The organism is Edwardsiella tarda ATCC 15947 = NBRC 105688, assembly GCF_003113495.2.
In the GTDB taxonomy this organism is placed as follows: Bacteria; Pseudomonadota; Gammaproteobacteria; order Enterobacterales; family Enterobacteriaceae; genus Edwardsiella; species Edwardsiella tarda.
This window is the reverse complement of sequence record NZ_CP084506.1, coordinates 621812-644666: the sequence shown is the minus strand read 5'-3', so window position 1 is coordinate 644666 and position 22855 is coordinate 621812. Positions and strand designations below refer to the sequence as shown.

The window sequence follows — 22855 nt, the reverse complement described above, 5'->3', positions numbered from 1 at the left end:
GCCCACTACCCCAGGCCGGCATCAATCACACGGATAACGCAGACTCATGACCACCACGGACAACTTTGACGCCCACACCCCGATGATGCAGCAGTATCTCCGCCTCAAGGCGCAGCACCCGGACATCCTGCTGTTCTATCGGATGGGGGACTTCTACGAACTGTTCTATGACGATGCCCGCCGTGCGTCTCAACTGCTGGATATCTCGCTGACCAAGCGCGGGGCCTCGGCCGGAGAGCCGATCCCCATGGCCGGGGTGCCCTATCATGCGGTGGAAAACTATCTCGCCAAGCTGGTGCAACTGGGTGAGTCGGCCGCCATCTGCGAACAGATCGGCGATCCGGCCACCAGCAAGGGACCGGTCGAGCGCAAGGTGGTGCGCATCGTCACCCCCGGTACCGTCAGCGACGAGGCCCTGCTCAACGAACGTCAGGATAACCTGCTAGCCGCGATCTGGCAGTCTGCCAACGGCTTCGGTTACGCCACATTGGATATCAGCTCTGGTCGCTTCCGTGCCGCCGAGCCACAGGATGCCGAGAGCATGGCCGCCGAGCTGCAGCGCACCAATCCGGCCGAACTGCTCTATCCGGAGGAGTTTGCCGCCATGGCGCTGATCGAACAGCGTCGCGGCCTACGCCGCCGACCGATGTGGGAGTTTGAACTAGAGACCGCTCGCCAACAGCTCACGCTACAGTTTGGCACCCGCGACTTAAGCGGTTTCGGCGTGGAGCTGGCCCCACTGGCGCTACGCGCCGCCGGCTGCCTGTTACAGTACGCCAAGGATACCCAGCGCACCATGCTGCCCCACATCCGCGCCATCACCATGGAGCGCCAACAGGATGGCATCATCATGGATGCCGCAACCCGGCGTAACCTGGAACTGACGCAAAACCTGGCGGGCGGCCAGGAGAACACCCTGGCGGCGGTATTGGACGCCAGCGTCACCGCGATGGGCAGCCGTATGCTGAAACGCTGGCTGCATATGCCGATCCGCGATCGGCAGGTCCTGCAGCAGCGACAGGACGCCATCGCGGCACTACAGCCCATCGTGGCGGATCTGCAGCCCCTGCTCCGCCAAGTCGGCGATCTGGAGCGGATTCTGGCGCGCCTGGCGCTGCGCAGCGCACGGCCACGCGATCTGGCGCGCATGCGCCTCGCCTTCCAACAGTTGCCCGCAGTGCAAACCCTACTCGCTGAACAGGGTGGCTCGGCGCTGGCGCCGCTGGCGCATCAGGCGGGGCGCTTCGACGCCCTGTGCGAACTGTTAGAACGGGCGCTGGTCGAGACGCCGCCGGTGCTGGTACGCGATGGGGGCGTGATCGCCAGCGGCTACCATGCCGAGCTGGATGAGTGGCGTGCTCTGGCGGAGGGCGCCAGCGACTACCTCGATCGGCTGGAAATCCGCGAACGCGAGAAGCTCGGCCTAGACACCCTCAAGGTCGGCTTTAATGCGGTCCATGGCTACTACATCCAGGTCAGCCGTGGCCAGAGCCATCTGGTACCGATCCACTATGTGCGCCGCCAGACGCTGAAAAATGCCGAGCGCTACATCATCCCCGAGCTGAAGGAGTATGAGGACAAGGTACTCACCTCCAAGGGGAAAGCGCTGGCACTGGAGAAACAGCTGTATGACGAGCTGTTCGATCTGCTGCTGCCGCACCTGGCCGAGTTGCAGCAGAGCGCGGCCGCGCTGGCCGAATTAGATGTGCTCAGCAGCCTGGCCGAGCGCGCCGAACGCTTCACCTACGTGCGACCGGAACTGGTCGAGCGCAGCGGCATTCGCATCGATGAGGGGCGTCATCCGGTGGTCGAGCGAGTGCTGAAAGAGCCGTTTATCGCCAACCCGCTGCATCTCTCACCGGCGCGCCGCATGCTGGTCATCACCGGCCCGAACATGGGCGGTAAGAGCACCTACATGCGTCAAACGGCATTGATCGTGTTGTTGGCCCATATCGGCAGCTTCGTCCCCGCCGAACGCGCCGTCATCGGCCCGGTCGATCGCATCTTCACCCGCGTCGGCGCCGCCGACGATCTCGCCTCCGGCCGCTCCACCTTCATGGTAGAGATGACCGAGACCGCCAACATCCTGCATAACGCCACCGAGCATAGTCTGGTGCTGATGGACGAGATCGGCCGTGGCACCTCTACCTACGATGGCCTCTCCCTGGCCTGGGCCTGTGCCGAGAGTCTGGCGAGTCGCATCAAGGCGATGACCCTGTTCGCCACGCACTACTTCGAGCTGACCACCCTGCCGGAGCAGTTAGAAGGGGTGTACAACGTACACCTCGACGCCCTGGAGCACGGCGATACCATCGCCTTTATGCACAGCGTGCAAGAGGGCGCGGCCAGTAAGAGTTATGGCCTGGCCGTCGCGGCACTGGCGGGGGTTCCACGCGATGTCATCAAGCGGGCGCGCCAGAAGCTGCGAGAGCTGGAGCTCTTATCACAGCAGGGTAGCCACAGTCAGGCGGAGCGCGCCCAACTGCCGTTACTGGCCGAGGTCGAACCGAGCCCGGCGCTGGAGGCACTGACGACGCTCGATCCCGATAGCCTGACCCCGCGTCAGGCCTTGGATTGGTTGTATCGTCTCAAGGGGATGCTGTAAGCCCGCCTGATACGGCCACACAGTCTCGACATAAAAAAACGGTGAAGCCCTAGCTTCACCGTTTTTTCTTAGCGCACATCCCGGAGTTAACGGAACAGCGCCTCAATACTCAGCCCCTGTCCCTGCAAGATCTCACGCAGGCGCCGCAACCCCTCCACTTGGATTTGCCTCACCCGCTCGCGCGTCAGACCGATCTCCCGACCGACATCCTCCAAGGTGGCCGCCTCGTAGCCCAACAGGCCGAAACGACGCGCCAACACCTCACGCTGCTTGGCGTTCAATTCGAACAACCATTTGACGATACTCTGCTTCATATCATCGTTCTGGGTGCAGTCCTCCGGACCGCTCTCATTCTCATCGGTCAGAATATCCAGCAGCGCCTTCTCCGAATCGCCACCCAACGGGGTATCGACCGAGGTGATACGCTCGTTAAGACGCAGCATGCGACTGACATCATGCACCGGCTTCTCCAGCTGCTCGGCGATCTCCTCTGCACTCGGCTCATGATCCAGCTTATGTGACAGTTCGCGCGCGGTACGCAGATAGACGTTCAGCTCTTTGACAATATGGATAGGGAGGCGAATGGTGCGGGTCTGGTTCATAATGGCCCGTTCGATAGTCTGACGGATCCACCAGGTGGCATAGGTAGAAAAACGGAAACCGCGCTCGGGGTCGAACTTCTCCACCGCCCGGATCAAACCCAGGTTGCCCTCTTCGATCAGATCGAGCAATGCCAGACCACGATTACTGTAGCGCCGGGAGATTTTCACCACCAGACGCAGGTTACTTTCGATCATACGCTTACGCGATGCCTCATCCCCACGCAAAGCGCGGCGGGCGAAGAAAACCTCTTCTTCGGCAGTCAGCAGCGGTGCATAACCGATTTCACCAAGATAAAGTTGCGTCGCGTCGAGGACGCGTTGCGAGATAGCCTGAGACAGCAATTCATCATCGACGAGGTCATTTTCCATGGACTCGTCAACGAGAGCCTTCTCGTCAAAACCATCCTCAACGCCATCCTCCAATTCGATTTCGTCATGTAATTCGTTAGCTTTCAGCGTAGTATGACTCATAGCTGTACCCTACCCGTGATTTGCGAGCAGGATACAGCGACCCTGCTCAAACTATCGCTGCGGCAGATATTGCAGCGGGTTTACGGATTTTCCCTTGTAACGAATTTCAAAATGCAATCTTACTGAGCTGGCACCGGTACTGCCCATGGTGGCAATTTTTTGACCCGCCTTCACCTCTTGTTGCTCCCGGACCAGCATGGTGTCGTTATGGGCGTAGGCGCTCAGGTAGTCATCATTGTGTTTAATGATGATCAGATTTCCGTAGCCGCGTAACGCATTCCCGGCGTACACCACCCGCCCATTGGCGGTGGCCAGCACCGGTTGCCCACGCGAACCCGCGATATCGATCCCCTTGTTGCCCCCTTCGGCAGACGAGAAGTTTTCGATGATCTTACCGTCAGCAGGCCAACGCCAAGTCCCTACCGGCGCCGAGCTGGATGACGATGCAGAAACCGCCGTCGCACTGCTTGCTGCGCCGGCCGCAGGCAACATCTTGCCTACATTCTGTTTACCCGAAGAGTCAGAATACGCGCTGGCTGATTTAGAATCAATATTCGCCGATTGAATTTGTGCGCTGCTTGGCTGACTGGGAACAATATTATTATTGGCCGCCAACATACCACCGCCGCCACCATTACCGTTAATGCGAATCACCTGGCCAACATTCAAGCTATAAGGCGCCTGAATATTATTACGTGAGGCCAGATCGCGAAAATCGTTGCCGGTGATCCAGGCGATATAAAACAGCGTATCGCCACGCTTAACGGTATAGCTTTCGCCGTTATAGCTCCCCTTAGGAATCGACTGATAACTACGGTTATAAATAATATGTCCACTGGCATCGGTCTGGACATGGCCACCCGAAGAGAGCATGCGGCCACCGCCGCTTGAGCCATTGACCGAGCTGATCGGCGCAGAATTCTCGTTGCTGCTACACCCCGCCAGCCACATGGTAACCAGCGTACACATCGCCACCCGGCGCCACTTAATCATTGGGCTTCCCGTGCTCATGATTCCCCCATGACAGCATTCTTTTCTTAAAAAGATCATTCATTCGATATACCCGAAAATGCCGAATCGCGCGCGGCCCAAACCGGCCAAAAACGACGGGTATTCACCGCTTAGCGCGGTAGCCTATAGCGTAAGAGGATGAATTGGACACTAAAAAGCCCATCTAGGTCAAATCGGGATGCCGTCAACATCCCCCTTATTCTCGCGCTTTCGGACTCTTCCCCCGCCCTTACCGACCCTCTCCCCTCGCTCCCTCTCGGCGCGATGGACGCCGCCTCGGCTACGGCGTGGCGCGTGGTGAATGAAGCATAATGGTAATCTCGTCACCCTGCACGGCGCCGTGTGCCATTAATTCTTCACGCTAACTCGCCCCCCACCAACGGGACGAAACGTACCGGCTCGATAGACTCGACCAGATACTCATCGCCCCGCCGCTGGATACGACGCAGAAATTGTGGCTGAGCCGCTTCGCCGACGGGCAACACCAAGCGCCCCCCTTCGGCCAGTTGCGCCAACAATGCCGGCGGGATCTCCGGCGCGGCGGCGGTCACGATAATCGCATCGAAGGGCCCCCGTGAGGCCCAACCTTGCCAGCCATCACCGTGACGCGTAGAGACGTTATGCAGATCCAATTGTTTGAGGCGGCGCTTCGCCTGCCACTGTAGGCTCTTGATGCGTTCGACCGAATAGACATGGGGGGCCAGATGAGCCAGTACCGCCGTCTGGTAACCGGAACCGGTGCCGATCTCCAACACACGCGAGTTGGGCTGTAGGGCCAACAGCTCGGTCATGCGCGCCACCATGTAAGGCTGCGAAATGGTTTGCCCCAACCCGATCGGCAAGGCCGTATTATCGTAGGCCTTGTGGGACATCGCCTCGTCGATAAAGCGCTCACGCGGCACCTCGGCGATGGCCTTCAGCACGGCCTCATCGCGGATCCCTTGACGCATCAACTGTTGGATCAGTAACAATACTCGGCGATCTACCATGCCGCACCGCCCTTATCGGCACGCCCCAGCCAATCGCTCAACCGTTCACGCGCGCTGTGCGCCGTGAGATCCACCTGCAGCGGCGTCAGCGAGACGTAACCCGCCGCTAGCGCGGCGAAGTCAGTGTCGTCGCCCGCATCCTGCTTGGCGCCCGGCGGCCCGATCCACATCAGCGGTTTACCGCGCGGATCCTGCTGATGGATCACCATCTGCGCCGGTTGGCGACTCCCGCAACGGGTGACTCGCCAGCCGCGGATCGCCTCCAACGGCAGATCGGGCACGTTGATATTCAAAATACGCCCGCTACGCAGCGGCTCGCCGGCCAGCATTCTCAGCAAACGGCAGGTAATCGCCGCTGCCGTCTCATAATGGCGCTCGCCATCCAGCGACACGGCCAATGCGGGGAAGCCCAGATGACGCCCCTCCATCGCCGCGGCCACCGTGCCCGAATAGATGACGTCATCGCCCAGATTGGGACCGGCGTTGATGCCGGCGATGACGATATCGGGACGCGGGCGCATCAGGGCGTTCACCCCCAGATAGACGCAGTCGGTCGGCGTGCCATCGATGATGCTGATATCGCCGTTAGCCAGCGTCTCACTGCGCAGCGGTGACTCCAACGTTAAGGCATTCGACGCCCCGCTGCGGTTACGATTAGGGGCGACGATCTGTACCTGGGCAAACTCACGTAAGGCGCTAGCCAGCGTCTGAATGCCCGGCGCCCTCACACCATCGTCATTACTCAGCAAGATCCGCATCGGGGTTTTCCTGACAGAACAGTTCACGCACCACACTGGTGGCGAAACTACCGGCGGGCAGCGCAAAGGTCAGCTCGACGGTGGCGTCATCCCACCAGTTCCAGGCCAGCGCCTGCGGTTGCAACAGTACCGCCCGGCGTGCCGGTTCGACTCGCTCGCGCGCCAATAGCGCCAGCAAGTCAGGATAAGCCTCAAGGACGCGGCGCTCGAAGGCTAACGCCTCGCCGCAGATACCGCCATCACCGTCGCCGGGCAAGGCGGCCGTGATACGCAACTCGCCCGCATCCAGACGCTGTTGGAGCGCCGCCAGCTCCGTCTGTGGCGCGACAAACCAGCTACCGCGTCCGGCTAACTGCAAGGCGTCACCCTCCAGCACGCGGCCAAAACAGCCGGCAGCCAGTCGCTCGCTCACCAATTGGTTGAATAGCGCGCTGCGCGTGGCGGAGAGGTAGAAGCCGCGCTTGGCACGCTCCTTGACACGGATCTGATCGGCCGCCCAGCGACGTGCCTGATGTAGGTTGTTACCACCACGCCCAAAACGCTGCTCACCGAAATAGTTGGGCACCCCCTGCGCCGCCACCCGGCGTAGACGCTCTTCGACCTCGGCGCTGTCGCTGATGTGGCGCAGCACCAGACGGAACGCATTGCCGCGCAGCGTACCGATACGCAACTTCTTACGATGGCGGGTTACCGCCAATACTTGGCAGCCTTCCAACACAAACTGACTGAAATCCGGCGTATCCGCTCCCGGCAGATGCAGACAGAACCATTGCTCCGTCACCGCGTGACGATCCTTCAACCCGGCGTAGCTGACGGCACGCGGCGAGAGACGTGCAAAACGCGCCAGATTCTCCGCCACAAACTGGGTATTACAGCCCTCTTTGCGCAGGCGTACCAACACGTGCTCGCCGTCGCCGTCAGGCGTGAAGCCCAGATCCTCGGCGACAAAGAAATCCTCGGCGAACGCCTTGAGCACCCCGGTCGCCGTCGGGCGGCCATGCAAATACTGTAGCGAGGCAAAATCCATCGATCACTCCTTGACCAACAACGCCACCGCCTCGCAGGCGATCCCCTCGCCCCGGCCGGTGAATCCCAGACGCTCGGTGGTGGTCGCCTTGACGTTAACGTCGTCGATATGGCAGGCCAGATCCTCCGCGAGGAAGACGCGCATCTGCGGAATATGCGGCGCCATCTTCGGTGCCTGGGCGATGAGAGTAATATCCAGGTTCCCCAGACGATAGCCCTTAGCGCGAATGCGGCGATAGGCCTCGCGCAACAGCGCGCGGCTATCCGCACCCTTATAGGCCGGATCGGTATCCGGGAACAACTTGCCGATATCCCCCAGCGCCGCCGCCCCTAACAGGGCGTCCGTCGCGGCATGCAGGGCGACATCGCCATCGGAATGGGCCAATAATCCCTGCGGATGCGCGATACGCACGCCGCCGATAATCAGCGGCCCCTCACCGCCAAAGCGGTGGACATCAAAACCGTGACCAATTCTCATCGGTTATTACTCCTGTCAATGCGCCAAGGAGGTCGAGCGCGCCAGATAGAACTCTGCCAACGCCAAATCTTCCGGACGGGTAACTTTGATATTATCCGCTCGCCCGTGCACCAATCGCGGATGGTAACCACAATACTCTAGCGCCGACGCCTCATCGGTCACCGTTGCCCCCTCATCCAGGGCGCGTTGCAAGCACTGCAACAGTAGATCCCGTGGGAACAGCTGCGGCGTCAACGCATGCCACAGATCCTGGCGATCGACGGTATGGGCGATCAGCGGGCGGCCCGCCTCGGCACGCTTCATGGTATCGCACACCGGTGCCGCCAGTATCGCCCCCTGGTGCGCCGTATTCACGCAGCTGAGTAAACGGGCCAGATCATCGGCGTGGAGGCAGGGGCGCGCGGCGTCATGCACCAAAACCCACTCGGCCTCCGAGGCCGCCTGCAGCGCGGCGAGCACCGATTCGGCGCGGGTCTCTCCCCCGGCCACGCGACTCACCCGCCCATCATCCGCCAAGGCGAGCGTGGAAAAGTGTCGATCCTGCGGATGCAGCGCGACGATCGCCTGCGGCACCGAGGGGTGGCGGAGCAGCGCCGCGACGGCGTGCTCCAGAATGGTCTTTCCGGCCAGCGGTAAATACTGCTTAGGCGTACTGCTTTGCATCCGGCTACCGATGCCAGCGGCCGGCACAATGGCGACGATGGACGGCGCCCTACCTGAATCGTGATCGTTCATCAGCGAGTTTCGTTATCGACTATGAAGGCATGGCCGTCGCCATGCAGAGAATTCAGCGATTCGACATCACCGATGGGGACGTCGAGTTTGGCTGGGGAGCGCTCCCGGCCATGCGGCGTTTGTTCTGATCGGGCACCAAGCGGTAGAAGGTTTCCCCCGGCTTGATCATGCCCAACTCATTGCGGGCACGCTCTTCGATCGCCTCCTGCCCACCGTTCAGATCGTCGATCTCGGCGAACAGTTGGTCGTTGCGCGACTTCAGCTTAGCGTTATTCGCCTGCTGTACCGCCACGTCTTGCTTCACCCGCATATAATCATGGAGGCCATTCTTACCGACCCACAGCGAATACTGTAGCCAGCCTAACAACACCATCAACAATAGCGTCAGTTTACCCATTCACGCCCCCTGAAAAACCGCCCAATCATCCCATAACTTCCGTCGGGACTCCATAATGGGCGGTAAAATTCCCCGCGTGCACACGGCATTACATCCCCCCACGGATCAGACCGCCGACGCCGCGCCGCTCTAAGAAAGAGGCCGTCAGGTGGCGAACCTCGGTCGAGGAGTGGGTCGCCACCATGCGGGCGGCCAGCCGCTCCATATCCGCCAGATCCAGATGACGCAGCAGGTACTTAATACGCGGTACGCTGTGACCGTTCATGCTCAGTTGGCGAAAGCCCAGCCCGACCAACAGCAACGCCCCCATCGGATCGCCCGCCATCTCGCCACAGACACTGACCGGCAGGGCGAGCGTATTACACTCGCGCACCACCTGCTGTAGCAGGCGCAACATCGCCGGATGCAGCCCGTCATACAACGCAGCCACCCGAGTATTGTTACGATCCACCGCCAGCAGATACTGGGTCAAATCGTTGGTGCCCACGGAGATAAAGTCGACGCGCGTGGCCAGCTCCGGCAGCATATAGGCCAACGCCGGGACCTCGAGCATCACGCCGACACGCGGGCGCGGCAGGGCATAGCCCAACATGGTCTCCACCTCGCGTCCGGCACGCTCGATCAGCCGACGGGCCTCGTCGACCTCCGCCAGGGTGGTCACCATCGGCAACAGAATACTCAGGTTGCCGCTGGCGGCGTTGGCACGCAGCATGGCGCGCAGCTGTACCAGGAAGATCTCCGGCTGATCGAGGGTGATACGCAGCCCGCGCCACCCCAGGCTCGGGTTCTCTTCGCTGATCGGCATGTAGGGCAACTGCTTGTCGGCGCCGATATCCAGGGTGCGTAGCACCACCGGTTTCTCGGGATTGATCTGCAACATCCCTTGATACTGGGCGACCTGCTCCTCTTCCGAGGGAAAACCGCTCTGTAGCATGAAGGGGATCTCGGTACGATACAGCCCCACCCCGTCGACGCACCCCTCCAGACGCTGTTCATGTTCGGCACTCAGACCGGCATTCAGCAGCACGCTGATACGCTCACCGCTGCGCAACTGAGCCGGGCGATCCGATTCCGCCTCGGTCTTACGACTCAGCGCCAGCTCCTCACTGATCAAGCGCTGGTACTCCTGCACCAGCACCGGCTCCGGCTCCACCAACACCTCGCCACGGTAGCCATCGATCACCAGCAACCGTTCATGCAACAGGGCGGGACGGATATCCGCCCCCATCACCGTGGGCACCCCCATCGCTCGCAGGATGATCGCCGCATGGGAGTTAGAGGCGCCGTCGCGCACCACCACCCCCAACAGACAGGATTGCGGGATCTCGGCCAGCAGACTCGGCGTCAACTCGTCGGCGACCAGAATGAAGCGATCCGGCCAAGGCGCCGGGCCGATCGCGTTATCATCCAAATGGAACAACAGACGTTGGCCAAGTGCGCGGAGATCGCTGGCGCGCTCGCGCATGTAGCTATCTTGCAGGCTGGCGAACTGTGCGGCGAAATGCTCCGTCACCTGCTTCACCGCCCACTCCGCCACCGCGCCGCCATCCACGTGGCGCATCAACTCGCGTTTCAGGCGCGGATCATTGAGCAGGTGAGAGTAGAGATCGAAGATCGCCGCGCTCTCTTTCTGTGCGCTGGCACCGAAGCGTTTACTGTAGCGGCGAAACTCGCTGGCCGCCTCTTCCAAGGCCCGCGCCAGGCGTTCGCGCTCACTCTCCGTGTCCAGGGTCGAGGCCTCATAGACATGCTCCAGCGCCGGCTGGCTGATATCCATCCACCCCTTACCCACCGCGACCCCGGGCGAGGTGGCGATAGCGCGCAGGCGGTTCTGGCGTAGACGGCCGAACAGGCTATTGAGTTGAGTCTGCGACAAGATACCCGCCAGCTGCGTGGCCAGCGTGACCAAGAAGGACTCTTCGACCTCATCGAACTGGCGTGAGGCGCGCTGCTGAACCACCAAGACCCCCAACAACTGGCGGCGGTAGATCATCGGCACCCCGAGGAAGGCGCGATAACGCTCCTCCCGCACCTGGGGAAGGTATTTAAAACTGGGATGTTTCGGTGCATCCGCCAGGTTGACCGGCTCGGCCAGGCGGCCAACCAGGCCGACTATCCCCTCGTCGAAAGAGAGCGCCACTACCCTGCCGCGTGGCTTCTGCAGGCCACGCGTGGCCATCAGGTAGTAACACTGGCGATCGTCATCGGCCAGGTAGACGGAGCAGACCTCCGTCTCCATCGCCCGGCAGGTTTCATCCACCAACACATTCAGCGCTTCATTCAGGCTGGCGGCGGCGGCCACCTTCTCCACGATCTCGCGCAGGCGCGTAAGCATGATAACGGCCACTTAACCTCTTTTACGGCGATAGCCGGGAGCCGAACGCCCCCCCTGGGCTACGCTCTCCTGCAAAGACATCACAACGGATGAGAACTCCTTCATCACCCGACGGTAGACATCGCGTTTAAACGACACAACCTGACGCACCGGATACCAGTAGCTGACCCAGCGCCAGCCATCAAACTCCGGTGTGTTGCTGCGCTGCATATTGATCTCTGCCTCGTTACACTGGAGCTGCAGTAAAAACCAGCGCTGCTTTTGGCCAATACAGACCGGCTTGGTATCCCAACGCACCAAACGTTTTGGTAATTTATAGCGTAACCAGTTACGCGTGGAGGCCAGTATTTTCACATCCTTACGCCCCAGCCCCACCTCTTCGAACAGTTCGCGATACATCGCCTGCTCAGGCGTCTCTCCGGCATTGATCCCACCTTGGGGGAACTGCCAGGAGTTTTGCCCATAACGGCGAGCCCACAACACCTGTCCCTGACGATTACAAATTACAATACCCACATTCGGGCGGTAGCCATCATCATCGATCACCAGACTACCTCGATAGCAAAATCGCAAGATACCCTGATTGTTTCACACTCCCACCAAGCGGTAAACCATTGGCGCTACGCCAAGATTAGGATCCGTCCTACCGTATAAATCCGGGATAACTCACAGATAAGTGCAAAGTTATAAACACAGGGCAGGATGTCATGACACGTTTATTCACTTTTTCTGTGGATATAGGTGTGCAGAACTGTCTGGAAAGAAGGGTAAAACTTCTCGCGACGGCCAAATGGTCAAAATGACCATAATAAATATTTCAATATGATTCATGGTGTTAATATTGAAAGTAGTGTTATCCACGGAGATAAAATGTGATCTAGGCACGCTTAGGATCCTGCGCTGTCTAAAGATCGCACAATGCCGATTTTATCCACAACATATCCGCAAAACTTGCACACTGCGGCAGCAATTTCGTAAAAACCCCCCCTCGTCAAGGCTGTAAATCAAACCAGTGTCGACGGTGATAATGGGTTATCCAAAATATCTGTGGATAAATAGGTGTAAGATCCTGTTCATTGCCAGTGGCTAGTAGTGCACAATAGCGTCGTGTCGCCGAAGGCGCAGAGGATATGATGAAAAATCTTATTATGAATCATCGTATTAATCATGCCGCTGGCCATCCGTGGCCCCATTGTTGATAAGCGTAAAATGAGCGTACATTTTTTAACCAGATGATAAACGATCCCTTTCCACCGCTGACCCCCCCCGCCGATCGCCAGATATTATTGCAGCGAGCCTGGCGCTTGGCTGGCTATAGCTATGCCGAGTTGGCGCAACTGGCCGCGATCCCGCTACCGCACGATCTCCGACGGGACAAGGGGTGGGTCGGCACGCTGCTGGAACGCTGTCTCGGAGCCCGCTCCGGCAGTAAAGCGCAACAGGACTTCCCCGATTTGGGCGTCGAGCTGAAGAGTATTCCCATCGACGCTCACGGGCGCCCGCTAGAGACCACCTTTGTCTGCGTCGCCCCGCTCACCGGCAACACCGGCATTACCTGGGAGAGTTGCCACCTACGGCAAAAACTGCAGTGCGTCCTGTGGATCCCTGTCGAGGGTGAACGTCAGATCCCGCTGGCACAACGCCGCGTCGGCGCGCCACTCTTGTGGAGCCCCTCGGCACAAGAGGAGCAGGCGTTACGGCATGACTGGGAGGAGTTGATGGAGTTGATCGTCTTAGGGCGCGTCGACACCATCAGCGCGCGCCACGGTGAGGTGTTACAGCTACGCCCCAAGGCGGCCAACAGCCGCGCATTGACCGAAGGTATCGGGCCGCACGGTGAGCCGATCATGACGCTGCCACGCGGTTTCTATCTGAAGAAGCATTTTACCGCGGCGCTGCTGGCACGCCATTTCCTGGTGTAAACACAGATTTCTCCCGTCGCACACTGCGCGGGACGGGGCTATCGGTGTATACTGCTCGTTTATGGTTCGTTTAGGTATTTATCTCTATGTTTGCGTGGATTGTCGATCCGAATGCCTGGCTTGCACTGGGTACGCTGACGATTCTGGAAATCGTACTGGGCATTGATAACATCATCTTCCTCTCTCTGGTGGTAGCCAAACTCCCCAAGAAACAACAAAACAAGGCGCGCCGTATTGGCCTATTAGCAGCAATGGGGATGCGTCTGTGTCTGTTGGCCTCCATCGCCTGGGTGGCACATCTGGTTCACCCACTCTTCGAGATCATGGGTCATCCGGTCTCCGCTCGAGATCTGATCCTGCTACTCGGTGGGCTATTCCTGATCTATAAGGCCAGCAAAGAGGCCCATGAAACCATCGAAGGGAATAATGATAACCTCGCCACCCACGTGCACTCCTTTATGGGGGCCATCGTGCAGATCATGATGTTGGACATCATCTTCAGTCTCGACTCGGTGATCACCGCCATCGGCCTGTCCGACCATCTGTTCATCATGATGGCGGCCGTGGTCATCGCCGTCGGCGTCATGATGTTCGCCGCGCGGCCGATCGGTGAGTTCGTCGCCCGCCACCCCTCCGTCAAGATGTTGGCATTGGCGTTCCTGATCCTGGTCGGTTTCACCCTGATCCTGGAAAGCTTCGCCGTCCACGTTCCTAAGGGCTACATCTATTTCGCCATGTTCTTCTCCATGGCGGTCGAAAGCCTCAATCTGATCCGCAACAAGAAGAGCAACGACGGCGAATAACGCCTAGCCTGTTCGGTTCAGTGACACAGAGGGGGGGCATTCGCCCCCCCTCTTTTTTATCTTTCCACCGACGCGCTAACGCGCTTGCGCGTCGCGATCCGGGCAATCCTTACGGTTCAACACCTGAATACGCTCCTCCTCCTGGACGTGGTACACATACATCACCTTCATCCCGAACTGATTGACTCCCCGTTCGTGGCAATGTTTGATGAAGTGATTCAGGGCGTGACGCCGCAAACGCGCATCGCTGGCCTCCTCGCCCGTTAAGTGTACCCGATAGACCAGCACCAAGGTGCGCCCCTCCAGTCGAACGCGCCGCAATCCGATCCCCGGCGACTGTGGCGTCTCGCGTCCTGCCAGACGCTGATAGTGATCCAACATCTGGCGGCGATACTCGACCCAAAGCAAGGGATTTTCCTGTTTCTTCGCCAGCCAGCGTAGGACGAAACCGCTACTTAACCCACTCATCAGCAAGGCTAATAGCACCAGCGCCGAGATGGGCCGCCAGCCACGCCGCACTAGCCACAGCGTGCGCCGACGCGCGCGTTGGACCGCCGCGACGACCCCCAGCATGAAAAACAGCACGAACAGAAAGCTGATCACCAGGTTGAAAGAACTTCCCTGATAAAACAGGTAGAGCAGTAAGGCGTTAAACCCCAGCAGTAACGCCCAGCTCGCGCTGCGCGGGAAACGCAGCATCGCCAGTAAGAGCAGCAGGGTGACCGGCCCCAGATAGCCCGCCGCCACCCGAAAAGGACGGGCCGAAAAGTCCTCGGGGAACATGACCAGCATCAACAGCGTCAGCAGCACGCAACTCGCCGCCGCCATCACCCCGCATAACTGATAAAAACGCAGATGATCATCGGATTCCGCGTTATGGTCCTCATCGGCGCCGAGCGAAATGGGATGTTTTATGAGCATATTTAATTAATATCTTGAATAAATGCACATAAAACATACCACAAGAATAATAAGTAGGTCACAGATAGTTTTATTATTCATCAGAATGATAACGGCACGGGCGATGCCGTGCCGTGTCTGTGCCACTGCGGCGTGTCACGTCCCGCTTATTGATTATTCTGAGCCGGCAATCCCAGGGCATCGCGCAGGGTAAAGAACAGATCGGTCTGATCCGTTAACCCCACCACATTGCCCGCATGGGGGCCATAGGCGGCGATACGCAGTTGAGCGCCGGTATGCTCCTGGCTATCGTCCTCTTCCGAGGCCCCGTAGCTGATGGTCATCGGCGCGCCATCACGGGTCAGCAGGGTCTGCGTCAGCCCCGGCGCCTTCGCGTCATTGGGGATAATCTGGCTGGTATGGGCATGATCGGCCGTCACCACCACCAGCGTATTCCCCTCGCGCCGGGCGAAATCCAATGCCGCCTGTACCGCCTCATCCAGATCGACCGTCTCACCGAACTGGCCGCACGGGTTAGCGGCGTGATCCTGCTTATCGATCGAGGCGCCCTCGACCTGTAAGAAGAAACCGTTTGGATTCTTGCTCAACAGGGAGATCGCCTTATTGGTCATCTGCGCCAACGTCGGCTGGTCGGCATTACGCTGTGGGTTAGGCTGACAGGTCACTGGTGCTTGCTGGTTACCATGGCGGGTCGCCTTGGGGCCTAGCCAACGCACCGGCATGTTGCCGGCGGCGAACAGCCCCAACAGCGGGCGCTGCTGATCTGCCGTCGTGACGGCATCCATCCCGGCCAGATCATTGACGATGTGGTAACCCTGGGCTTGGGCCTGCTGCAACAACGTCTTCCCCTTAAACTCACCGGCACCCACCGTCTGAGCGAAGCTCTTTGCCCCGCCCCCCAGCGTCACATCGGCGCGAGTCTGTAGCATCTGCTCGGTGATCGATCCGGCGCCGCCATTCTCCAGGGCATTCTCCGGGCATTTCTCGCGCGTCTCTTGCGGACCATAACACTTACGTCCGCTGACATGGGCGAACATCGCCGCCGGCGTGGCGTCCTGTAATTCGGCGGTAGAGACGTTGCCGGTCGCCTTGCCGGCGGCGCGCGCCATCTCTAATAGCGTCGGATAGGCCTTCCCCGTCACATCGATGCCCAGCGCGCCATTGTAGGTCTTCACGCCGCTGCTCCAGGCGGTGGCCGAGGCGGCCGAATCGGTCACATAATTGGGCTTATGGGTCTTACGATCCAAGGCGTAATGCGTGTATTGCCCGGTCAACGGCAAGGCATCGATACCGGGCAACATGCCGCCGGCACCCGCCGCATAGTTGCGCGCCGCCGTAATCTCCGCATCACCCATCCCATCGCCGATCAGCAGGATCACATTCTTCGCCGGACGATTGCTCAGCGAAGCGCGCAAGGCCTCGGTCTGATCGCCCAACAGGCGGCGGGCACCGCCCTGGCGGGTAATGTCGCCTTGGGCGGCACGATCGCTGAGGATACGCTGCGCATCGGCGCTGGAGGGAGCCGCCTGCGAGGCCTGAAGCGGCAGGGCCAACGTCAACGACAACATCAATAGAGAAAGGGAAAAGCGCTTATCACATGCCATGACAAAACTCCGTGTCGAAGGAAATAAATATTGGTTATTTAATGAATTGACTCGGAGTATAAGGAGAGAAGATGTCTATGCGGTGACAGCCCGATGACCGCGCGATGACAGCGCATCTCGGGCCGTCCCGCTACGCCTCAGCGTCGTCCCCAGCGCCAAACGGCGACGATGGCCAGGGCGAAGAGTAGACCGAAGCCCATGCCAACCCACACCACCCCGGCCCCACAACGGATAGCGACCGAGTAGGCGGCTAACATCAGCAACATCGCCACATTCTCCCCGAGGTTTTGTACTGCGATGGCGTGGCCGGCACCGACACTCTCCCGCCCACGCTGCTGTAACAGGGCGTTCAGCGGGACCACGAAGAAGCCGCCGCAGGCGCCGACCAGCAACAGTAGGCCATACGAAAGCGGCAGACTGTGCTGGAGGGAGAAGGATAACACCAGCAGGCCGATCAGGATCCCCGCCGGCATGCAGCGCCCCACCGTACCCAGCGTCACCCAGCGTCCGGCGGCGGCGGCGCCGGCCACGATGCCGACCGCCACCATCGCATTGAGCAGGGTCGGTGTGGTGTTGTCCGTCAATCCCAACACCGTCGGCACCCATAGCACCAACAGGAAGCGTAGCGTCACCCCGGCGCCCCAAAATAGGCTGGTTCCCACCAGCGAGAAGCGGGCCTCCGTGTTATGCCACAGCGTGCGGCAGGCGGCGCTAAACTCCGTCCACATCCCCCCCGGCCGCCAATCATCAATGCGCCGAGCCGGGGCGAGACGAGGAATCGCGACGTTGGCAATCAACGCTGCAGCATAGATCAACGCGCACACCGTGAACGCCGCTGGCAGATGCCAGTCAGCCAGCATGCCACCAGCGACGGAACCGATGAGGATCGCCGCGATGGTCGACGCCTCCATCAAGCCGTTGGCCTTCACCAGGTGAGCGCCACCGGTCAACTCGCCGAGAATGCCGTACTTCGCGGGGGAATAGGCCGCCGCACCGATGCCGACCAGGGTGTAACCGATAAACGGATTAACGCCGAGACAAATCAGCAGCGCCCCCAGCAGCTTTAGGCCATTGGCCAGCATCATCACCCGTCCCTTGGCAAAGCCGTCGGCCAGGCGGCCGACAAACGGCGCGCAGACGATATAGGCCGCAACAAACGCGATCTGCAACGCCGGCTGGCTCCACGGTGGAAAATGCAGTGTCTGCAATAACGCCAGGGTAGCAAAGAGTAAGGCATTATCGCCAAAGGCCGAGCAGAATTGGGCGACGATCACCGCCTTCATGCCACGCCCGGCGATGCCGTCGTCGCCGATGGGGACCTCACGCATCCGCCACCTCCGTCGATTCTGCCGACTCTGCCATGCGGCGCAGCGTCACGAAGTCAACCTTACCGCTACCTAACAACGGCAAGGTGCGCAGATAACGAATATCGCGCGCCACCGCCAACTCCGGAATCCCCGCGCGGCGGGCGGCTGTCAGTAAGCCTTCGCGCCCTAATGTCGCATCAGTCGTAAAGAGGACCAAGGCCTCCCCCTTCTGCCGATCGCCCCGTGCGCTGGCGGCGTGCTCCCCCGTAGGACTCGCTTCCCGCGCCAATTGCTCCACCAGCTCCAGCGATATCATCTCTCCGGCCAGTTTAGCAAAACGCTTTAAGCGCCCTTGAATGGTGCAATAACCTTGCTCGTCCAGCGTCACAATATCCCCGGTGTCGTACCAGCCAGACTCCCGCACGCCGTCGACATTCGTCGCCTGCGGCGGTTCCAGCACGCCCGGCGCCTCGACCCGCAGGTAACCCCGCATGATGTTGGGGCCTCGCAGTTGCAGGCACCCACCCTGGGCGATGCCCGCCACCGGGATCAGACGCGCCTCCATGCCGGGAAGAATACGCCCGACGCTGCCCACCCGCGCGGCCATCGGCACATTGATCGCCACCACCGGCGCGCACTCGGTGACGCCATACCCTTCGAGGATGCGGATACCGAACTTCTCGAACCAGATCCGAGCGGTATCTGCGGCCAGTTTCTCCGCGCCGGCCACCACATAACGCAGGCGGGCGAAATCGTAAGGATGGGCGAAACGCGCATAGTGCCCCAGGAAGGTCGAGGTAGCAAACAACACGGTGCAGTTACGGTCGTAGACCATCTCCGGCACCATGCGATAGTGCAGCGGGCTAGGATAGAGAAACACCCGGCTACCGCACAAGAGCGGCGTCAATAGGCCGACCGTCAAACCAAAGGCATGAAACAGCGGCAACGCCGACATGAAACGATCGCGCGGCGTGAAGTCCGCCACGCAACGGATCTGTTCCACATTCGCCAGCAGGCTCCGGTGCGAGTGCACCACCCCCTTGGGATTCCCCTCCGAGCCGGAGGTAAACAGGATCAAGGCCGCCTGATCGGGATCACGCGCCAACATCGCCTGGGCTGGACGCAACAGATGCCACAAGATCCAGATCTTATCGCGCACGCGCAGACTCGAGCGCAGATCCTCCAGATAGACCCAACGAGCCTGTGGCAGTTGGTCCGGCAACGCCTCCAGGCGCGCCTTGAGCAGAAACTGGCGTGAGGTCACGATAGTCGCAATGTTACCCGCGAGTAACGCGTTGCGTAGTCCGGCCGCGCCGGCGGTATAGTTCAGCATCGCGGGCACGCGATTACGCAGCGTCGCGCCGAGGATGGTCGCCGCCGTGATGGTGGCGTTGGGTAACAACAGGCCGACGTGCTCCTCTTCGCGGGTAAAGCTTTGCAGGATGCGGCTCACCGCGAGGCTCTTCTTCAACAAGCCGCGGTAGCTATCTTCGCACAGATTAATATCATCGATGGCCTTGCTGCCCGCCCCATAACGCCGCATCGCCGCCAGATAGGCGGCAAACAGCGTGGTGACCGGCTGCGTATCCAGGCGGGCACGCATCATGATGGCATGCAGGCGCTCCCCGGCCAATTGGCGGCGTTCACGCGCCCGCGCAGCCTGCGGCATCGCCAGTCGGGTGACCGGTAGCAGGTGGATCGCCAGCGGCGGCAACCAACGCAGCGGGAACAATCCCTTCAAGCGACCGAAGTGGCTAAACTCGGCACCTTCGATCCGCACCGGCATCAGGGTAGCGCCGGAGCGCGCCGCCACGAAGGCCGCCCCCTCGTAGACCTTCATCAATGATCCGGTCACGGTAATGCGCCCCTCGGGGAAGATCACCACCGGGCGTCCCTGTTCGACCAGGCGGATCAGGCGCTTCACCGCCATCGGTTTACGCGGATCTAACGCCACAATATCGACGAAGCGCCCAACCAGGCGCATCAACCTACTGTCGGCGATGGAGCTGTAGACGGCGAACACCGGACGCACCGGCAGATACAACGCCAGGAGAACCCCATCGAGAAATGAGACATGGTTGGGAACAATCAACAATTTGTCATAATCAAAACGCTGATCGAAACCGCTTAGGCGCAGGCGAAACAACCGTTTCAGCAACGCGCCGATCAATCGGTACAGCATGAACATCTCCCTATGTGCGGCAGAAATGGGGGGCGCAAGCATACTACCCCATGGCCGCAAGCGCGCAAACCGCAGGGAGGGGAATATCTGCGTCGACACACAGCGAAGAGCGACAGGCAAAAAAAAACCTACGCATCCGCGTAGGTCGGTGTAATTGTTGGTCGATCTTCCGGCGGGAAGATCCTCACATCACCAATCAATACCTCTGGGATAATCAGTGTAGGAAAAGATCGGCCATCACCACCACGAATAATTCGCAAGCTAGCAGTAAACAATGAAACAGAATGTAAGCGGAGTCGGCGTGGCGTAACCGCGTCGCGCGGTTCGACAAAAAATAGGCAAAAAAAAACCTACGCATCCGCGTAGGTCGGTGTAATTTTGTTGGCTTCAGCAACTGAAAACTGAACTCTCACCAATCAATACCTCTGGGACATTCAGCATACGAGGCTTCGTGCTCATCCATGAAGTCCCGAATAGCAACATTCGGCAGCAAAATGTAACTAGCGGTGAACTTTGTTGATTTACGCAAATATTAGACGCTCAAACGCGCACACCCGCTTGCAGGCTGAGCGCTTTTCCGCAACACTGGTGTAAACGTTTACCACTTGCAGTTGGATACTCCCGATCATGGCTACGATCAAGGATGTTGCCAGACTGGCCGGCGTATCAGTCGCCACCGTCTCCCGCGTCATCAATAATTCCCCGAAAGCCAGCGATAGCTCGCGTGAAGCGGTGCAGGCCGCCATGGCGCAACTACGTTACCACCCCAACGCTAATGCCCGCGCCTTGGCCCAACAGGCGACGGAGACCCTCGGACTGGTGGTCTGCGATGTCTCCGATCCCTTCTTCGGCGCCATGGTCAAGGCGGTCGAGCAGGTGGCTTACCAGACCGGTAACTTCCTGCTGATCGGTAATGGTTACCATGAGCAGCAGAAAGAGCGTCAGGCCATCGAACAGCTGATCCGCCACCGTTGCGCGGCGCTGGTGGTCCACGCCAAGATGATCCCCGACGACGAGCTGGCCGCCCTGATGCAGCAGATCCCCGGCATGGTGCTGATCAACCGCACGCTGCCCGGGTATGAGCAGCGCTGTGTGGCGCTGGACGATCGCCATGGCGGCTGGCTGGCGACGCGCCATCTCATTCATCAGGGGCACCGCCGCATCGCTTGCATCTGCTCCAATCACGCCATCTCCGATGCCCAGGATCGCCTGCAAGGCTATCTCGACGCCATGCATCAGTATGAACTCCCGATCGACGAACGCCTGATCGCCTATGCCTCCCCCGATGAGATCGGCGGGGAGCAGGCCATGACCGAGCTGCTCGGTCACGGCAGCGATTTCAGCGCCGTCACCTGCTATAACGATCCGATGGCTGCCGGCGCCTTGTCGGTGCTTAACGATAATGGCATCGACGTGCCGGGTAGCGTCTCGCTGATCGGCTTCGATGACGTCCTCATCGCGCGTTATCTGCGCCCGCGCCTCACCACCATCCGCTACCCGGTCATCGCCATGGCGACCCAGGCCGCGGAGTTGGCCTTAGCGCTGGCCGCCGGGCGTGAGCTCCCCCCTACCACCAACATGTTTAATCCGACCCTGGTCTGCCGCCACTCCGTCTCTCCTCGTAAGGCGGTGTGATACACTGTGTGCCATCACCGCCACACGCTGTAACGAGAGGAAGGATTATGATCACCATGCTTGACGTCGCACGCCGCGCGGGCGTGTCTAAAGCCACGGTATCGCGCGTGCTCAACGCTACCGGGCAAGTCAAGCAGAGCACCCGCAACGCCGTATTTCATGCCATGGAGGAGTTAGGCTATCGGCCAAACCTGCTGGCGCAGGCGCTGGCCAATCAGACCTCCAACACCCTGGGGTTGGTGATCTCCCACTTTGACGGCCCCTACTTTGGCCGACTACTGCGCCAGGCGGCGAGCCAGGTGGAAGCCAGCGGCAAACAGCTGATCGTCACCGATGGCCACGATACGCCCGAGGGTGAGCGCCAGGCGGTACAGATGCTGAGCGACCGGCGCTGCGACGCTATCGTGCTGTATACCCGTTTCATGTCCGAGGCCGATCTGATGGCCCTGGTGCGCCAATACCCCTCGCTGATGGTGATCAACCGCGCCTTACCCCAGGCACCAGAACGCTGTGTCTACTTCGAACAGCGCGCCGCCGCGCGCCAGGCGGTCGAGTACCTCATTAGCCGCGGTCATCGCCACATCGGTTGCATCACCCTGACCATCGATACGCCGACCGGGCAGGCACGTCTGCAAGGCTACCGTGATGCCCTGCTGGCACAAGGCGTTAGTCTCGCGCCACACGGCATCGCCCACGGCGACAACAGCATCGCCGGCGGCTACCAGGCCTGCCAACGCCTCTTGGCCACCGGAGCACCGCCGTTCAGCGCCCTCTTTTGCTGCAACGACGACATGGCCATCGGCGCGCTACGCGCGCTGAATCAGGCCGGACTCCGCGTGCCGCAACAGGTCTCACTGTTCGGCTTCGACGATGAACCGAGCGCCGCCTACCTTACTCCGGCGCTCTCCACCGTCTACCTCCCCATCGATGCCATGATCACCGCCGCCATTCAACAGGCGCTACGCCTCAGTCGGGGCGAGGCGGTCGACGCGCTTGCCCCCTTTGGCGGTGAAATGCGCCTGCGGGAATCCGTCGCCGATTTCGTCACGACGGCATGACGTGTCGACAAAAGTG

19 protein-coding genes are annotated in these 22855 nt (G+C 60.3%); 5 read left to right on the top strand and 14 right to left on the bottom strand.

Annotation, left to right across the window (positions count from 1 at the left end):
• Window positions 1–46: 46 nt before the first annotated feature.
• A complete protein-coding gene (gene mutS / locus DCL27_RS02940) occupies window positions 47–2605 on the top strand; it encodes a DNA mismatch repair protein MutS (RefSeq protein WP_035596889.1) in 2559 nt (852 codons plus the stop codon).
• Between the two features lie 86 nt (window positions 2606–2691).
• Here mutS and rpoS read toward each other — a convergent pair whose 3' ends face one another.
• The 10 genes from rpoS to rppH form a co-directional block, all read right to left on the bottom strand.
• On the bottom strand, window positions 2692–3678 hold the full coding sequence (gene rpoS, locus DCL27_RS02935) for an RNA polymerase sigma factor RpoS (protein ID WP_005281944.1): 987 nt from the start codon (window positions 3676–3678) through the stop codon (window positions 2692–2694).
• Window positions 3679–3729: 51 nt separating this feature from the next.
• Window positions 3730–4671 (bottom strand): murein hydrolase activator NlpD, encoded by a 942-nt coding sequence (gene nlpD, locus DCL27_RS02930; protein ID WP_005281946.1) that lies wholly within the window; start codon window positions 4669–4671, stop codon window positions 3730–3732.
• A gap of 374 nt (window positions 4672–5045) precedes the next feature.
• On the bottom strand, window positions 5046–5678 hold the full coding sequence (locus DCL27_RS02925) for a protein-L-isoaspartate(D-aspartate) O-methyltransferase (protein WP_005281948.1): 633 nt from the start codon (window positions 5676–5678) through the stop codon (window positions 5046–5048).
• Entirely contained in the window at window positions 5672–6436 is a 765-nt protein-coding gene (gene surE, locus DCL27_RS02920; RefSeq protein ID WP_035596886.1) for a 5'/3'-nucleotidase SurE, read from the bottom strand. Before surE ends, DCL27_RS02925 begins: the two co-directional genes overlap by 7 nt.
• A complete protein-coding gene (truD, locus tag DCL27_RS02915; RefSeq protein ID WP_005281953.1) occupies window positions 6417–7463 on the bottom strand; it encodes a tRNA pseudouridine(13) synthase TruD in 1047 nt (348 codons plus the stop codon). The genes surE and truD overlap by 20 nt, the downstream gene beginning before the upstream one ends.
• A 3-nt stretch (window positions 7464–7466) precedes the next feature.
• Entirely contained in the window at window positions 7467–7940 is a 474-nt protein-coding gene (gene ispF, locus DCL27_RS02910; RefSeq protein ID WP_005281955.1) for a 2-C-methyl-D-erythritol 2,4-cyclodiphosphate synthase, read from the bottom strand.
• Between the two features lie 15 nt (window positions 7941–7955).
• Window positions 7956–8675, bottom strand: coding sequence for a 2-C-methyl-D-erythritol 4-phosphate cytidylyltransferase (gene ispD / locus DCL27_RS02905; RefSeq protein ID WP_005281957.1), 720 nt, complete (start codon window positions 8673–8675; stop codon window positions 7956–7958).
• Between the two features lie 52 nt (window positions 8676–8727).
• Entirely contained in the window at window positions 8728–9072 is a 345-nt protein-coding gene (ftsB, locus tag DCL27_RS02900; protein WP_005281959.1) for a cell division protein FtsB, read from the bottom strand.
• An 88-nt stretch (window positions 9073–9160) separates the two neighbouring features.
• The gene (gene ptsP, locus DCL27_RS02895; RefSeq protein WP_035596894.1) at window positions 9161–11407 is read right to left on the bottom strand and encodes a phosphoenolpyruvate--protein phosphotransferase; all 2247 of its coding nucleotides are present in this window, start codon (window positions 11405–11407) and stop codon (window positions 9161–9163) included.
• Window positions 11408–11419: 12 nt separating this feature from the next.
• Entirely contained in the window at window positions 11420–11953 is a 534-nt protein-coding gene (gene rppH / locus DCL27_RS02890; protein WP_005281964.1) for an RNA pyrophosphohydrolase, read from the bottom strand.
• Window positions 11954–12639: 686 nt separating this feature from the next.
• On the opposite strand from rppH, the gene mutH reads away from it, so the two are divergent.
• Both mutH and DCL27_RS02880 read left to right on the top strand, forming a co-directional pair.
• Complete coding sequence (gene mutH, locus DCL27_RS02885) at window positions 12640–13329, top strand: DNA mismatch repair endonuclease MutH (protein WP_005296423.1); 690 nt, start codon at window positions 12640–12642, stop codon at window positions 13327–13329.
• 86 nt (window positions 13330–13415) lie between these two features.
• Entirely contained in the window at window positions 13416–14132 is a 717-nt protein-coding gene (locus DCL27_RS02880; protein ID WP_228594471.1) for a TerC family protein, read from the top strand.
• A 75-nt stretch (window positions 14133–14207) separates the two neighbouring features.
• On the opposite strand, the gene DCL27_RS02875 is transcribed toward DCL27_RS02880, so the two are convergent.
• The 4 genes from DCL27_RS02875 to aas form a co-directional block, all read right to left on the bottom strand.
• Window positions 14208–15053, bottom strand: a complete 846-nt coding sequence (locus tag DCL27_RS02875) for a hypothetical protein (protein WP_035596883.1) — start codon at window positions 15051–15053, stop codon at window positions 14208–14210.
• A 146-nt stretch (window positions 15054–15199) separates the two neighbouring features.
• Window positions 15200–16657: an alkaline phosphatase gene (phoA, locus tag DCL27_RS02870; RefSeq protein ID WP_228594470.1), complete on the bottom strand. Its 1458-nt coding sequence runs from the start codon at window positions 16655–16657 to the stop codon at window positions 15200–15202.
• Window positions 16658–16794: 137 nt separating this feature from the next.
• A complete protein-coding gene (gene lplT / locus DCL27_RS02865; RefSeq protein WP_035596878.1) occupies window positions 16795–17985 on the bottom strand; it encodes a lysophospholipid transporter LplT in 1191 nt (396 codons plus the stop codon).
• Entirely contained in the window at window positions 17978–20146 is a 2169-nt protein-coding gene (gene aas, locus DCL27_RS02860; protein WP_035596874.1) for a bifunctional acyl-ACP--phospholipid O-acyltransferase/long-chain-fatty-acid--ACP ligase, read from the bottom strand. Before aas ends, lplT begins: the two co-directional genes overlap by 8 nt.
• 627 nt (window positions 20147–20773) lie before the next feature.
• Between aas and galR the strand changes: the two genes are divergently transcribed.
• Together galR and DCL27_RS02850 are read left to right on the top strand one after the other, a co-directional pair.
• The gene (galR, locus tag DCL27_RS02855) at window positions 20774–21781 is read left to right on the top strand and encodes an HTH-type transcriptional regulator GalR (protein WP_005281987.1); all 1008 of its coding nucleotides are present in this window, start codon (window positions 20774–20776) and stop codon (window positions 21779–21781) included.
• 47 nt (window positions 21782–21828) lie between these two features.
• Window positions 21829–22839, top strand: coding sequence for a LacI family DNA-binding transcriptional regulator (locus DCL27_RS02850; protein WP_005281988.1), 1011 nt, complete (start codon window positions 21829–21831; stop codon window positions 22837–22839).
• Window positions 22840–22855 lie beyond the last annotated feature (16 nt).